This is a genomic window from Citrobacter sp. NCU1 (assembly GCF_010231475.1).
Taxonomy (GTDB): Bacteria; Pseudomonadota; Gammaproteobacteria; order Enterobacterales; family Enterobacteriaceae; genus Citrobacter_D.
The window spans coordinates 106,470-120,933 of record NZ_NRDO01000021.1 but is presented as its reverse complement, the minus strand read 5'-3'; the positions used below and the strand labels follow the sequence as shown (position 1 = coordinate 120,933).

Sequence of the window (14,464 nt, the reverse complement as noted above, 5' to 3'; positions counted from 1 at the left end):
AAGCCACTGGAGCACCTCAAAAACACCATCATACACTAAATCAGTAAGTTGGCAGCATCACCAAGGTTGGCTTCCTGATAACCATACTATTCATGAAAGTAATGTGGTTAGCGTAAATTCGCGCGCATCCCATGAAAAAGTACAAAACTGGATATTGGTTTATAATCAGGATAAGCTAAAAAAAGGACCCGGTTTACCGGATAAAAAGGAAAAAATGAAAGCACCCCCATTAGTCTCTGAAATGATGTCGTTTTCCATCCTTTGTTACAGGATGCCGGATTACACCCAAACTGCGGGGCTGGCAAAATGATTGTTTCACTGGATAATTCCTATCATTCCGATCTCTGGTTCCTGCCTGCGCGGAGTGAAAAAGGGGCGCTTGTCGGTTTAGAAATCATTGCAAATTTTGTCAGTGACGATGGTGCTGTACGTATACCAACTGAGCTGGTCATCCCCCGACTGTCGCCCGAGGAACAGTGCCGCTTATTCGAAGAAAAACTCTCACTTATTGAAACGTGCCAACATTTTTTTATTCAACAAAAGCTGAATGCCTGGATTAAATTAACGCCAGCAGTGGTTGACGCATTATTATATGATGACGAGTTTAACGCGCGTGTTAAGCGATTTTCATTTCTTGAGTTAATGATTAATGAAAATTACCCTGAATTAAATCGTGGAAAAGAAAATCCAAAACTGGCGAAATTAGCGGCGCAGTTTCCTCTCATACTGGCTAATTTTGGTGCGGGTGATTCTTCAATGAAAGCCATTTTTGACGGACTTTTCAAACGGGTCGCGCTGGATAAAAATTTTGTTCAGCACAGAGCAATGAGCGTTTCATTTGAACCTTTTATGCAGGCTATTGTTTCACAAATATCATCCTGCTGTGATTCCGTTATGATTGCGGGTATCGATACTGAAGAGATGAGAGCTCGCGTCACCCCTTTAGGTTTCAGCGTGTTGCAGGGAGGCTTATGGCCAGCCGTATCGGTCGGTCAGATAACCTCCCTGGTGCAGGGATAACCCTTCTATTTGCTGGTGTTTAAGACGGTAGTAACCGACTACACTACAAACAGGAGGCCCTATGACCCTGTCTTTTACCACTCGCTGGCGCGATGAGCTGCCGGCAACGTACACCGCTCTTTCCCCAACTCCCCTGAGCAATGCCCGTGTGATTTGGCACAATGATGTTTTGGCACAGCAGCTTGATATTCCCGCCTCGCTTTTTGATGTTGAAAGTGGAGCGGGTGTCTGGGGTGGTGAATCTTTACTTCCAGGTATGTCGCCTCTGGCCCAGGTCTACAGCGGACATCAGTTTGGTGTCTGGGCAGGGCAGCTTGGCGACGGACGCGGTATTCTATTGGGAGAACAACTCCTGCCCGATGGCACGACGCTTGACTGGCATCTGAAAGGGGCGGGTTTAACCCCGTATTCGCGTATGGGCGATGGGCGAGCGGTACTGCGCTCGACGATCCGAGAGAGCCTGGCCAGCGAGGCTATGCATTATCTGGGGATCCCAACGACCCGGGCGCTGTCGATTGTGACCAGTGATTCTCCGGTTTACCGGGAAACGCCGGAAACGGGTGCTATGCTGATGCGCCTGGCGCAAAGCCACATGCGTTTTGGCCATTTTGAACACTTCTATTATCGCCGTGAACCCGAAAAAGTTCGCCAACTGGCCGACTTTGCTATTCGTCACTACTGGTCCCATTTACAGGATGAAGAAGATAAATACACGCACTGGTTTCGGGATGTGGTATCGCGCACGGCGACGCTTATCGCTGACTGGCAGACCGTGGGATTTGCCCATGGTGTGATGAATACCGACAACATGTCTATCCTGGGGTTGACGATAGATTATGGACCGTTCGGTTTTCTTGATGATTATCAGCCGGGGCTGATTTGCAATCATTCCGACCATCAGGGGCGCTACAGTTTTGATAACCAACCCGCAGTCGGGCTTTGGAACTTGCAACGCCTGGCACAGACGCTTTCTCCGTTTATGTCGGTTGAGACGCTCAATGAGGCGTTGGATGGCTATCATCTGGCGCTGCTAACGCGCTACGGCCAGCGGATGCGGCAAAAACTGGGATTCTTTAGCGAACAGAAGGACGACAATGCGTTACTCAATGCTTTGTTCAGCCTGATGGCGCGTGAGGGTAGCGACTATACCCGGACATTCAGAATGTTGAGCTACACAGAACAGCAAAGCGCGGCATCTCCACTGCGGGATGAGTTTATTGACCGAACCGCCTTTGATGAGTGGTTCACGCAATATCGTACTCGCTTGCAACAGGAACAGGTTGATGATGCATTGCGTCAACAGCGCATGCAGCACGCCAACCCTGCGGTGGTATTGCGTAACTGGTTGGCCCAGCGTGCTATTGAGGATGCGGAACGGGGAGACACACGCGAATTGCACCGACTGCATCAGGTACTACGCACACCGTTTACCGACCGGGATGATGACTATATCAGCCGCCCTCCGGACTGGGGAAAACGGCTGGAAGTTAGTTGTTCTAGCTGAAACGGCTTATTTGGTCAGGAGGAGCTTACCTGCGTGCGTTTTACGCAGCAGATATTCCTGACCATCATGATCAATGATCACTTTGCCTTGTGGACCTAATAACGTCTGACTGCTGATCCGTCGTTCGGTATCGTTGAGGGGAGGGACGCTGCTCTTTTCCTTAGAATCCAGTGACTCGGTGCGATCCATGCGTGACATAGCGCTCATTAATAAAAATCAATTTAACAATGATTTTTATTATCAATAATATGAGTGATAACAGCAAGTGGTAAATGAGCGATGCGTGTTGATGCGTAACGAAAAAGGAAATGGCGAGATGAGGATGCGAAAGGAAGCGCCCATCCCGGAGGGAATGGGCCATACATCAAAAACGGCATTCTACAGCGGAGGCTAATTTTTCCAGCAACAGTTCGGTGTCTTCCCAGTTCAGACAGGGGTCGGTAATTGACTGACCGTACACCAGCGGCTGACCGCTAACGATTTTTTGCGTACCTTCACGCAAGAAACTTTCGGCCATGACTCCGGCAATCGCGGTGGAGCCGTTACGAATTTGCTGGCAAATGTCATCACACACGTCCAACTGGCGGCGGTGCTGCTTTTGGCAGTTGCCGTGACTAAAGTCCACCACCAGATGTTCCGGGAGATCAAACTCATGCAAGGTATCGCAAGCCGCTGCAATATCCTCGGCGTGGTAGTTGGGCTTTTTACCGCCACGCATAATGATATGACCATAGGGGTTGCCGCTGGTCTGATAAATGGTCATCTGTCCGGATTTATCCGGTGAAAGGAACATATGGCTGGCGCGGGAAGCGCGAATTGCATCGACAGCAATCCGCGTGTTGCCATCGGTACCGTTTTTAAAGCCGACCGGGCAGGAGAGCGCGGAAGCCATCTCGCGGTGGATTTGGCTTTCTGTGGTGCGTGCGCCAATGGCTCCCCAACTGATCAAATCGGCGATAAACTGACCGGTCACCATATCAAGAAATTCTGTCGCCGTCGGTACGCCTAACTCATTGACTTTCAGTAATAATTTTCGCGCCAGTTCAATGCCGTGGTTGACACGGTAACTGCCATTGAGATCAGGATCGGAGATTAAGCCTTTCCAGCCAACGACGGTGCGCGGTTTTTCAAAATAGGTGCGCATGACGATTTCCAGGCGCGCCTGATGTTTTGAACGTAACGCTTGCAAACGACTGGCGTAATCCATCGCTGCGTCAAGGTCGTGAATTGAACAAGGACCAATGATCACCAGCAGACGGGGATCTTCACCATTCAATATTTTTTCAATCCGGCGTCGTGAGTCAGTAACGTGGCTTGCAACTGCGGGCGATACGGGGTGTCGTAGCGCCAACTCAGCAGGGGTGACAAGACTGTCTATACGCGCAGTACGGAGTTCGTCGGTTTTGTTCATTACATCTCTCAGAAATTTGTTGCTTCAACGGCAGGACTACCGGGAAGTGATGGGCATCACGATAAACCAATCCCTGCTGATTTCAAGTGCGAGGCGTGTCACACCTCGCAAGCTATCAGAGATGATAACGAAAATTGAATCAATGTACTAGCTTGTTAGTACATTCGACGATTTAATCCCATGATATCGAGAATTTTAGTCGCAATTTCTTCTACCGAATAATTGGTACTGTTCAACCACGGGATCTGGTTTTTACGGTACAGCGCTTCAACTTCCGCCACTTCCATCCGGCACTGGCGCAGGGAGGCATAACGGCTGTTTTCACGGCGCTCTTCGCGAATGGCCGCCAGACGTTCCGGTTCGATCGTCAGACCAAAAAGCTTGTGTTGAAGGGGTTTCAGAGACGCAGGTAACACCAGATTATCCATATCATCAGCAATAAAGGGGTAGTTTGCCGCCCGGATACCAAACTGCATGGCCAGATAAAGGCTGGTTGGCGTTTTTCCACAACGTGAGACGCCCAACAAGATCACCTGTGCCTGATCAAGGTTGCGCAACGAAATGCCGTCATCATGCGCGAGGGTGTAGTCAATGGCGGCGATGCGCGCATCATACTTATTGAGATTGCCGGGATTAAGACCGTGCGTGCGATGCGCAATCGGGGTGGGGTCGAGCTTCATTTCTTGCTGCAGCGGCGCAACCAGCGCCTGCACAATGTCCTGACAGAAACCTTCACTTTGCAAAATGATCGCACGGATTTCAGGCAGCACAATGGAGTAAAAGACCAACGGGCGCACACCTGTTTGCTGATAGATGGCGTCGATCTGGTCTTTGACCGCCCTGGCGCGGCTCTCATTTTCGACAAACGGCAGCGTGATGCTACTGATCGTCACGGGAAACTGCGACATGACGGCATGTCCCAGCACTTCGGCAGTGATGGCCGTACCATCAGAAATATAAAAAACATGACGATCAACAACATTATCCATTTTGTTCATCCTGAAGAGCACACATAATTCTCTGAAAGCATAAATTAAAAAAAGACAGAAGCGTATAACTCACGTCTTATTTTGCAAAATGAAACGCTATTTTTATATTTACTGAAAAGTACATTTCATTTTTTGGAATTGATGTTTATACCGACTGTTTTTAGGGGGATCGCCCGTAGTCCGTGGCTTTGCGCAAATGCGTAAACAATCTGAAAAAAGAAAAAATATAATTGCTTGAACGATTCACCGTTTTTTTCGGCGGGTTAAATATGCAAAGATAAATACGCAATAATGTGTTTCCTAAACTCGTTCATTTATCACAAAAGGATTGTTCGATGTCCAACAATGGCTCGTCACCGCTGGTGCTTTGGTATAACCAACTCGGCATGAATGATGTAGACAGAGTTGGGGGCAAAAATGCCTCCCTGGGTGAAATGATTACTAACCTTTCCGGTATGGGTGTTTCAGTACCGAATGGGTTTGCGACAACTGCCGATGCGTTTAACCAGTTTCTGGACCAAAGCGGCGTAAACCAGCGCATTTATGAACTGCTGGATAAAACGGATATTGACGATGTCACTGCGCTGGCGAAAGCCGGTGCGCAGATCCGCCAGTGGATTATCGACACTCCTTTCCAGCCCGAGCTGGAAAATGCCATCCGCGATGCGTACGCGCAACTTTCTGCGGATGATGCACACGCTTCGTTTGCAGTGCGTTCTTCTGCAACGGCAGAAGATATGCCAGACGCGTCATTTGCAGGCCAGCAGGAGACCTTCCTCAACGTACAGGGGTTTGATGCTGTGCTGGTGGCGGTGAAACATGTCTTCGCGTCGTTGTTTAACGATCGTGCAATTTCTTACCGTGTGCATCAGGGTTATGACCATCGTGGCGTTGCGCTTTCTGCGGGCGTTCAGCGCATGGTGCGTTCAGATCTCGCCTCGTCTGGCGTAATGTTCTCCATTGATACTGAGTCGGGTTTTGACCAGGTCGTCTTCATTACTTCCGCCTGGGGTCTGGGCGAGATGGTCGTGCAGGGCGCAGTTAACCCGGATGAGTTCTATGTACACAAACCGACGTTGGCGGCAAACCGTCCCTCCATTGTTCGTCGCACTATGGGTTCGAAAAAAATCCGTATGGTTTATGCGCCGACGCAAGAGCACGGAAAGCAGGTCAAAATTGAAGATGTGCCGCAGGAACAACGTGATATTTTCTCGCTGACTAACGAGGAAGTACAAGAACTGGCGAAACAAGCGGTACAGATTGAGAAACATTACGGTCGTCCGATGGACATCGAATGGGCGAAAGACGGTCACACCGGCAAATTGTTCATTGTCCAGGCTCGCCCGGAAACGGTTCGTTCTCGTGGGCAGGTGATGGAGCGTTACACGCTGAACGCCCATGGCAAAATCGTTGCGGAAGGTCGTGCCATTGGCCATCGTATCGGCGCGGGTACCGTGAAGGTCATTCATGACATCAGCGAGATGAACCGCATCGAACCCGGCGACGTGCTGGTAACTGACATGACCGACCCGGACTGGGAACCGATCATGAAAAAAGCAGCGGCGATTGTGACTAACCGAGGCGGTCGTACCTGTCATGCGGCGATCATTGCGCGTGAACTGGGGATCCCGGCAGTGGTTGGCTGCGGCGATGCGACCGAACGCATGCAGGATGGCGATAAAGTGACCGTCTCCTGTGCTGAAGGCGATACCGGTTATGTGTATGCCGATTTGCTCGACTTTAGTGTGAAAAGCTCCAGCGTTGACACCATGCCGGATCTGCCGCTGAAGATCATGATGAACGTCGGTAACCCGGATCGCGCGTTTGACTTTGCCTGTTTGCCAAACGAAGGTGTTGGCCTGGCGCGTCTCGAATTTATCATCAACCGTATGATCGGCGTGCACCCTCGTGCGTTGCTGGAGTTTGATGACCAGGACGCGAAACTGCAAAACGAAATCCGTGAAATGATGAAAGGTTTCGATTCGCCGCGCGAGTTCTACGTTGGCCGTTTAACGGAAGGCATCGCGACGCTGGGCGCCGCATTTTTCCCGAAACGCGTCATCGTGCGTCTCTCTGATTTCAAATCAAACGAATACGCCAACCTGGTAGGCGGCGAGCGTTATGAACCAGAAGAAGAGAACCCGATGCTGGGCTTCCGTGGTGCTGGTCGCTATGTCTCGGATAGCTTCCGCGACTGTTTTGCGCTTGAGTGTGAAGCGGTTAAACGCGTGCGCAATGACATGGGTCTGACCAACGTTGAAATCATGATCCCGTTTGTACGTACGGTTGATCAGGCGAAAGCCGTGGTAGAAGAACTGGCGCGCCAGGGGCTGAAACGCGGTGAAAACGGACTGAAGCTCATCATGATGTGTGAGATCCCGTCCAACGCCTTGCTGGCAGAGCAGTTCCTTGAGTATTTTGACGGCTTCTCTATCGGTTCCAATGACATGACGCAGCTGACGCTGGGTCTTGACCGTGACTCCGGTGTTGTTTCTGCGCTGTTTGATGAACGTAACGATGCGGTCAAGGCACTGCTGTCGATGGCGATTCGCGCAGCGAAGAAACAAGGGAAGTACGTGGGCATCTGCGGTCAGGGACCGTCCGACCATGAAGACTTTGCCGCGTGGTTGATGGAAGAGGGGATCGACAGTCTTTCGTTGAACCCGGATACCGTCGTGCAAACCTGGCTGAGCCTGGCGGAACTGAAGAAGTAAGCTAAATTACGTTACTTAAATCGAGAACGGCTCCCGTAAAAAGGAGCCGTTTTTTTATGCGTGGTTAGTGCAGGAGGGTCAGAATAGCGCGTAAGTCATTCACAGAAACTTGCCCCGGTGCTGACGCTTTTTTCACCGCGCCAAAGGTGGCGGCAGAACCAAACACCTCACCCGCCAGACGCGAAATAACCCCTGTTTTCGCCATCGACATGGTGATGATTGGCCGATCCGCATATTTTTCATGCATATCCAGCGTTGCGGTAAGCAGCGTCAATACATCGCGTTTTGACTGGGGCATGACAGCAATTTTGGGGATATCCGCCCCTAATGCCTGCATTCTGCGTAGCCGATGGATGATTTCGTCTGCTGCTGGCGTCTGGTGAAAATCATGGTTAGACATAACGACATAAACACCTTTTTCATGCGCTCTGGCAACGAGGTCTTTGACGTGTTTATCGCCGGTATACAGTTCAATATCAATAATGTCAGCAAGCCCGCTGTCGATTACCGCCAGATTGAGCGCGGTGTATTCCTCAACGGAAAGCGCGTGTTCTCCCCCTTCCTGAGCGCTGCGGAAGGTAAACAGGATGGGGACATCTCCCATTATCTGGCGAAGATGACCCAGCGCGTTCAACACTGATTGCGTAGACCCGACATCCATAAAATGGTCGGCACGCCATTCCAGAATGTCGAAATCAGCATCGAGATAGGTTTGCGCTTCCGCCTTTATGGTGGTGATATCCTTGCCCATCAAAGAGACAATCACTTTCGGAACACCTTCTCCAATAACGAGATTTTTTATTGTTAACGTATTCATTATTACCTTTCACATGCCTGGTCTGCGTTACAACATGCCGCAACACGGCATCGTTTTGCAACCGTAGCTCAGGGGATTTTCACTGCATTTGAGAAATAAAGAGGCCAGGCGCTCATCTATCGAAGGATAAAAAAAAGCCCATCGTGGGAGATGGGCAAAGACTACACACAGCAATTCGTTGTTTCACTCAGGGGATGTCCATGCTTATAAATCAATGTGTTGATCTATAACCTTGAGCTAATAGTAGGCATGGGGATTTTTTGCGTCGATCAGATTCGTCTCAATAGTTTAAAAGCTGTAAAGAATTTGCGATGCAGAGAAGGGAAAACAGAAAAATTCAGCAACAATATTGCTTAATCAATGAGTTATTGATTAATAAATTTAAAGTATTTGGCGTTGCGGTATATTCGGACTGCCCGTCGGCGCGTTGTTAACAGGCAGTCCTTCGGCTCGGTTTTGCCAGAAGGGTACGTTCCGGCAAAACCACATTTTATGAATTACTTGCGGGGTTCTGCCGGTTCAGCCAGTTCTTCCAGAACAGTGTCTGACGCATCATCGGGAAGTGGCGCTTCATTCACCCATGCGGAGAACAGACGCCAGGAGACGGCTAACAGCACTGGGCCAATAAACAGGCCAATCATGCCAAACGCAATTAATCCACCGATAACCCCAGAAAGGATCAGAATTAACGGTAAATCAGCCCCCATGCGAATGAGCATTGGGCGAATCACGTTATCCAGCGTACCGACCACACAACTCCACACCAGCAGCACGGTGCCCCAGGTGTTGTCGCCTGTCCAGTAGAGCCAGATGATGGAGGGAATAAGTACCGGTAAGGGTCCCAGTTGCACCAGGCAGGAGAGGATCATCAGCACGCTCAGTAGCGTGGCATAAGGCACGCCGGAAATCGCCAGACCAACACCGCCGAGAACTGCCTGCACCAGTGCGGTGACGACGACGCCAAGTGCCACAGCGCGAATGGCTTGCGCTGCCAGTACAACGGCCGCATCGCCACGTTTTGCCGCCAGTCGGCTTGCAAAATGGCGGACCCCTAAAGCAACCTGCTCACCTCGCCAGAACAGCAGGGCGCTAAACAGTAGCATCAGGCCACAGTGCACCATAAAGCGACCAATATGGGCCGCCTGACCGACAAACCAGGCGGTCGTGCTGCCGATATAAGGTCGGATTTTAGCCATAATCCCCGAGCCGCCCATATCCAGCAGGTTGTGCCAGGCGGCATACAATTTGCTCCCGACCAGCGGAATACTGTTCAGCCAGTCAAGGTCGGGTAATGTCATGTCTCCGGCGCTCATGGCGTGGATCAGTGGGCCGCTGCCGTCGACGATGCTGTTCACCAACAGCGCAATGGGGATCACAAACAGCAATACCAACAGGAGCGTCATCACCAGGACCGCGAGAGAACGGCGGCCCCAGAGTATTTTTTGCAGGAGAAGCAAAACAGGCCAGGTCGCAATCACCACGGTGCCTGCCCATGCAAAGCCAAGGATAAAGGGTTGTACAATCCATAGACATGCCACAATCATGATGGCCAAAAACAGCACCGATAGCAGCACTTGCGCAATATCCCTGGGCTGACGAATGTTTACCATAAATACTTTTCACCTTTTCTGTACGTCAGAATGTTGACGCGTTCTGAACACGCGAATCACTCGTATACAATAATGAGCAATTTCAGCGGTTTTTGACAGGTAGATTCTGCCTGTAATTCTGCTGAGCGCATATTAAAAAAATGTGATACAACAAATGGTGCAACACGCAAACGATTAGGTGCCGCCCGAAAGGCTGTTTTATACACCGTTGTGAAGCTGAACTGTTTCTAACGGGTTGTAAAGTAGCCATTATTGGACAGGCCCAGAGTCCACAACACAGACCGCAGGAAAGGGTCAATAATGATTCCACAAATTTCTCAGGCACCTGGCGTCGTTCAGCTGGTGCTCAATTTTTTGCAAGCACTGGAACAGCAAGGGTTTACGGGTGATACGGCGACCAGTTACGCCGATCGCCTCACAATGTCGACAGATAACAGTATCTATCAACTTTTGCCAGATGCGGTTCTTTTCCCCCGTTCAACGGCAGATGTAGCGCTGGTCGCCCGTCTGGCGGCAGAGCCTCGATTCACCTCTCTCGTCTTTACCCCTCGCGGCGGCGGTACTGGCACCAACGGCCAGGCGCTGAATCAGGGCATTATCGTTGATATGTCGCGCTATATGAGCCGTATCATTGAGATCAACCCGGAAGAAGGGTGGGTACGGGTAGAAGCAGGTGTGATTAAAGACCAACTGAATCAGTATCTGAAACCGTATGGTTATTTCTTTGCTCCGGAATTGTCGACCAGTAACCGGGCGACGCTGGGGGGAATGATTAATACCGATGCGTCCGGTCAGGGATCGCTGATGTACGGCAAAACGTCCGACCATGTCCTTGGCGTGCGGGCGGTGCTACTGGGGGGAGATATTCTCGACACTCAGGCACTTCCCGTCGAGCTTGCAAAGACGCTAGGTAAAAGCAATACGACGATAGGGCGTATTTACCAGACGGTCTATCAGCGCTGCCGTGAAAACCGTCAGTTGATTATCGATAAATTCCCGAAGCTGAACCGGTTTTTAACGGGCTACGATTTACGTCATGTCTTTAATGATGAGATGACGGAGTTCGATTTAACACGCATCCTGACGGGTTCTGAAGGTACGCTTGCCTTCATCACTGAAGCGCGTCTGGATATCACCCCGCTGCCCAAAGTTCGCCGTCTGGTGAATGTGAAATATGACTCTTTCGATTCTGCGTTACGCAATGCGTCGTTTATGGTTGAGGCACGGGCGCTGTCGGTTGAAACCGTCGATTCTAAAGTGCTCAACCTCGCGCGAGAGGACATAGTCTGGCATTCCGTCAGTGAGCTTATCACCGATGTGCCGGATAAAGAGATGCTGGGTCTGAACATCGTCGAATTTGCCGGCGATGATGAAGCGCTGATTGACGCGCAGATCCAGGCGTTGTGTGAGCGACTGGATGGATTGATTGCCGGGAAACATGCTGGCGTGATTGGCTGGCAGCTTTGTACTGAGCTGGAGGGCGTCGAGCGTATCTACGCGATGCGTAAGAAAGCGGTGGGGTTGTTGGGGAACGCGAAAGGTGCGGCGAAACCCATTCCGTTTGCCGAAGATACCTGCGTGCCGCCAGAGCATCTTGCTGATTACATTGCTGAATTCCGTGCCTTGCTGGACAGCCACGGCCTGAGCTATGGCATGTTTGGTCACGTTGACGCCGGGGTGTTGCACGTTCGACCCGCTCTGGATATGTGCGATCCGCAGCAAGAGATATTGATGAAGCAAATCTCTGACGACGTGGTAGCGCTGACGGCGAAATATGGCGGCCTGTTATGGGGTGAACACGGAAAGGGTTTTCGCGCCGAGTACAGCCCGGCATTTTTTGGCGAACAACTCTACAGTGAACTGCGCAAAGTGAAAGCGGCGTTTGACCCGCAAAACCGACTGAATCCAGGGAAAATTTGCCCACCTGAAGGCATTGATGCGCCGATGATGAAAGTGGATGCCGTGAAGCGCGGTACCTACGATCGCCAGATCCCGTTCGCGGTAAGGCAAGAGTGGCGTGGGGCGATGGAGTGCAACGGCAACGGGCTGTGCTTTAACTTTGATGCCAAAAGCCCGATGTGTCCGTCGATGAAAATCAGTCTTAACCGTATCCATTCCCCGAAAGGGCGCGCAACGCTGGTGCGGGAATGGTTACGCCTGTTGGCCGACCGTGGTATCGATCCCGTCAAGCTGGAACATGAACTGCCGGAAAAACACACCAGTTTGCGTACACTGATTGCGCGAACTCGCAACAGCTGGCATGCCCGCAAGGGTGAGTACGATTTCTCGCATGAAGTGAAAGAGGCGATGTCAGGGTGTCTGGCTTGTAAGGCGTGTACTACGCAATGCCCGATCAAAATTGATGTACCGGAGTTCCGCTCGCGTTTCCTGCAGCTCTATCACACGCGTTACCTGCGTCCACTGCGCGATCATCTGGTGGCGACAGTGGAAACCTATGCGCCGTTGATGGCCCGGGCACCAAAAACATTCAACTTCTTTATTAATCAACCGCTGGTGCGGTCACTGTCCAAAAAATACATTGGGATGGTTGATTTGCCGCTGCTTTCTGCGCCGTCACTCCAGCAACAAATGGTCGGGCACCGCAGCGCCAATATGACGCTGGAACAGCTGGAATTGTTAAATTTCGAGCAAAAGTCGCGTACGGTGCTGGTGGTGCAGGACCCGTTCACCAGTTATTACGACGCGCAGGTGGTGGCAGATTTCGTTCGTCTGGTGGAAAAGCTGGGATTGCAGCCGGTGCTGCTGCCGTTCTCACCGAATGGCAAGGCTCAGCATATCAAAGGCTTCCTCAAACGTTTCGCAAAAACCGCGAAGAAGACGTCAGAGTTTCTCAATCGCGTGGCTGCGTTAGGGATACCGATGGTGGGCGTCGATCCGGCGCTGGTTCTGTGCTATCGCGATGAATATAAGCTGGCCCTAGGCGAACAGCGTGGCGATTTCCACGTGCAACTGGTTCATGAGTGGCTGCCAAAAGTGCTCGAGCCGACACAGCCACTGACAGTCAGCGGTGAGCCCTGGTATTTCTTCGGCCACTGTACCGAAGTGACTGCTTTACCTGGCGCTGTGGCGCAGTGGGGGGATATTTTTGCCCGATTTGGCGCCAGACTGGAAAATGTCAGCGTCGGCTGCTGCGGAATGGCGGGTACCTACGGGCACGAAATCAAAAATCATGAGAACTCGCTGGGGATCTACGCGCTCTCATGGCGTCAGGCGATGCAGCGACTGCCGCGCAACCGCTGTCTGGCAACCGGTTATTCCTGCCGGAGCCAGGTCAAACGTGTTGAAGGCACCGGCGTTCGCCATCCACTACAAGCATTGTTGGAGATTATTGGATGATCTGGAAACGTGAGGTTTCTCTCGACGCGCTGAATGCGATGGGAGAAGGAAACATGGTCGGACTGCTGGATATCCGATTTGATCATATTGGCGACGATACGCTGGAGGCGACAATGCCCGTGGATCGCCGAACAAAACAGCCTTTTGGTCTGTTGCACGGCGGGGCATCGGTTGTTCTGGCAGAAAGTATCGGTTCGGTTGCCGGCTACTTGTGTACCCAGGGCGAACAAAGAGTGGTGGGGCTGGAGGTGAATGCCAACCACATTCGTTCCGCCCGCGAGGGGCGCGTGAGGGGCGTGTGCAAAGCGTTGCATACGGGCTCGCGTCATCAGGTCTGGCAAATTGAGATCTTCGATGAACAGGGGCGCCTGTGTTGTACATCACGGCTGACAACGGCTATTTTGTGACGGTGTCACTTTAATTATCAGCCTGATTTTGCTTTTGTTCGTAACGTGCACAGTGGAAAGTGATATACTGTGCACGTTTTGAACAAATGTGAGGATGATATGTCTACCCAATTAGACCCAACCCAACTGGCCATTGAATTCATTCGCCGCGATAAAACCGACCTTTCTCCCGCGCAGTATCTGAAACGTTTGAAACAACTCGAGCTGGAATTTGCCGATTTACTCGCGCTTTCCTCTACTGAGCTGAAAGAGGAAATTTATTTTGCCTGGCGGTTGGGCGTGCATTGATTCCAGACTGCCGGAAAGGCGACGACTTATAATGTCAAACAGAAAACCCCGACCGTATCCCGCCGGGGTTATTTTTTATCTGATCGCCACACCCCTTCACCGGTGTTAACTTTCGCACTCAATTCAGAATAACGTTCATCCGCCAACCGTGGTCAGGCGGCCTTTATGCCTGAATCCTTTTTTCGCTTCCAGCGCGTGTTCGAAGGAAAGTAGATTGTGTTGCGTGAAGCGGAGCAGGCCGCACTGGGATGAATCTGTTTATCAGCGCGATTCAGATGATTTTTTGAGCGTCCAGGCGCTTAATATGACTCATAAAAAAGACAAACCGCAATTTGTGTTAAAAAGGC

12 protein-coding genes and 1 other RNA gene are annotated in these 14,464 nt (G+C 51.2%); 7 read left to right on the top strand and 6 right to left on the bottom strand.

Annotation, left to right across the window (positions count from 1 at the left end):
• The 3 genes from CJP72_RS08770 to selO all read left to right on the top strand — a co-directional run.
• Positions 1-310, top strand: a 310-nt coding sequence (locus CJP72_RS08770; protein ID WP_162380484.1) for a hypothetical protein, incomplete at its 5' end; no start/stop codon positions are given.
• Complete coding sequence (locus CJP72_RS08765; protein WP_162380483.1) at positions 307-1,020, top strand: EAL domain-containing protein; 714 nt, start codon at positions 307-309, stop codon at positions 1,018-1,020. The genes CJP72_RS08770 and CJP72_RS08765, both read left to right, overlap by 4 nt.
• 61 nt (positions 1,021-1,081) lie before the next feature.
• The gene (gene selO / locus CJP72_RS08760) at positions 1,082-2,524 is read left to right on the top strand and encodes a protein adenylyltransferase SelO (protein ID WP_162380482.1); all 1,443 of its coding nucleotides are present in this window, start codon (positions 1,082-1,084) and stop codon (positions 2,522-2,524) included.
• A gap of 6 nt (positions 2,525-2,530) precedes the next feature.
• On the opposite strand, the gene hemP is transcribed toward selO, so the two are convergent.
• The 3 genes from hemP to ppsR all read right to left on the bottom strand — a co-directional run bounded on the left by hemP (position 2,531) and on the right by ppsR (position 4,924).
• A complete protein-coding gene (gene hemP, locus CJP72_RS08755; protein WP_238340024.1) occupies positions 2,531-2,722 on the bottom strand; it encodes a hemin uptake protein HemP in 192 nt (63 codons plus the stop codon).
• A gap of 166 nt (positions 2,723-2,888) precedes the next feature.
• A complete protein-coding gene (gene aroH / locus CJP72_RS08750) occupies positions 2,889-3,935 on the bottom strand; it encodes a 3-deoxy-7-phosphoheptulonate synthase AroH (RefSeq protein ID WP_162380480.1) in 1,047 nt (348 codons plus the stop codon).
• Between the two features lie 155 nt (positions 3,936-4,090).
• Entirely contained in the window at positions 4,091-4,924 is an 834-nt protein-coding gene (gene ppsR, locus CJP72_RS08745) for a posphoenolpyruvate synthetase regulatory kinase/phosphorylase PpsR (protein WP_162380479.1), read from the bottom strand.
• A 335-nt stretch (positions 4,925-5,259) separates the two neighbouring features.
• Here ppsR and ppsA point away from each other — a divergent pair, with 335 nt between their 5' ends.
• Entirely contained in the window at positions 5,260-7,638 is a 2,379-nt protein-coding gene (gene ppsA, locus CJP72_RS08740) for a phosphoenolpyruvate synthase (RefSeq protein ID WP_162380478.1), read from the top strand.
• 64 nt (positions 7,639-7,702) lie between these two features.
• Here the strand turns inward: ppsA and aroD are convergent, their stop codons facing one another.
• The 3 genes from aroD to ydiK all read right to left on the bottom strand — a co-directional run bounded on the left by aroD (position 7,703) and on the right by ydiK (position 10,065).
• Positions 7,703-8,455 (bottom strand): type I 3-dehydroquinate dehydratase, encoded by a 753-nt coding sequence (gene aroD / locus CJP72_RS08735; protein ID WP_162380477.1) that lies wholly within the window; start codon positions 8,453-8,455, stop codon positions 7,703-7,705.
• A 126-nt stretch (positions 8,456-8,581) separates the two neighbouring features.
• Positions 8,582-8,689, bottom strand: an RNA gene (rprA, locus tag CJP72_RS08730) — antisense sRNA RprA.
• A gap of 263 nt (positions 8,690-8,952) precedes the next feature.
• Positions 8,953-10,065 (bottom strand): AI-2E family transporter YdiK, encoded by a 1,113-nt coding sequence (ydiK, locus tag CJP72_RS08725; RefSeq protein WP_162380476.1) that lies wholly within the window; start codon positions 10,063-10,065, stop codon positions 8,953-8,955.
• Positions 10,066-10,365: 300 nt separating this feature from the next.
• Here ydiK and ydiJ point away from each other — a divergent pair, with 300 nt between their 5' ends.
• The 3 genes from ydiJ to CJP72_RS08710 all read left to right on the top strand — a co-directional run bounded on the left by ydiJ (position 10,366) and on the right by CJP72_RS08710 (position 14,117).
• The gene (gene ydiJ / locus CJP72_RS08720) at positions 10,366-13,422 is read left to right on the top strand and encodes a D-2-hydroxyglutarate dehydrogenase YdiJ (protein WP_162380475.1); all 3,057 of its coding nucleotides are present in this window, start codon (positions 10,366-10,368) and stop codon (positions 13,420-13,422) included.
• Positions 13,419-13,829, top strand: coding sequence for a 1,4-dihydroxy-2-naphthoyl-CoA hydrolase (gene menI, locus CJP72_RS08715; RefSeq protein ID WP_162380474.1), 411 nt, complete (start codon positions 13,419-13,421; stop codon positions 13,827-13,829). Before ydiJ ends, menI begins: the two co-directional genes overlap by 4 nt.
• Positions 13,830-13,928: 99 nt before the next feature.
• Positions 13,929-14,117: a YdiH family protein gene (locus tag CJP72_RS08710; protein ID WP_162380473.1), complete on the top strand. Its 189-nt coding sequence runs from the start codon at positions 13,929-13,931 to the stop codon at positions 14,115-14,117.
• The last annotated feature ends 347 nt before the right edge of the window (positions 14,118-14,464 follow it).

Coding starts and splice junctions, on each gene's coding strand:
- CJP72_RS08710 (WP_162380473.1), top strand. CDS start 13,929: ATGTCTACCCAATTAGACCCAACCCAACTGGCCATTGAATTCATTCGC.
- hemP (WP_238340024.1), bottom strand. CDS start 2,722: ATGTCACGCATGGATCGCACCGAGTCACTGGATTCTAAGGAAAAGAGC.
- CJP72_RS08765 (WP_162380483.1), top strand. CDS start 307: ATGATTGTTTCACTGGATAATTCCTATCATTCCGATCTCTGGTTCCTG.
- ppsA (WP_162380478.1), top strand. CDS start 5,260: ATGTCCAACAATGGCTCGTCACCGCTGGTGCTTTGGTATAACCAACTC.
- aroD (WP_162380477.1), bottom strand. CDS start 8,455: ATGAATACGTTAACAATAAAAAATCTCGTTATTGGAGAAGGTGTTCCG.
- ppsR (WP_162380479.1), bottom strand. CDS start 4,924: ATGGATAATGTTGTTGATCGTCATGTTTTTTATATTTCTGATGGTACG.
- menI (WP_162380474.1), top strand. CDS start 13,419: ATGATCTGGAAACGTGAGGTTTCTCTCGACGCGCTGAATGCGATGGGA.
- ydiK (WP_162380476.1), bottom strand. CDS start 10,065: ATGGTAAACATTCGTCAGCCCAGGGATATTGCGCAAGTGCTGCTATCG.
- aroH (WP_162380480.1), bottom strand. CDS start 3,935: ATGAACAAAACCGACGAACTCCGTACTGCGCGTATAGACAGTCTTGTC.
- selO (WP_162380482.1), top strand. CDS start 1,082: ATGACCCTGTCTTTTACCACTCGCTGGCGCGATGAGCTGCCGGCAACG.
- ydiJ (WP_162380475.1), top strand. CDS start 10,366: ATGATTCCACAAATTTCTCAGGCACCTGGCGTCGTTCAGCTGGTGCTC.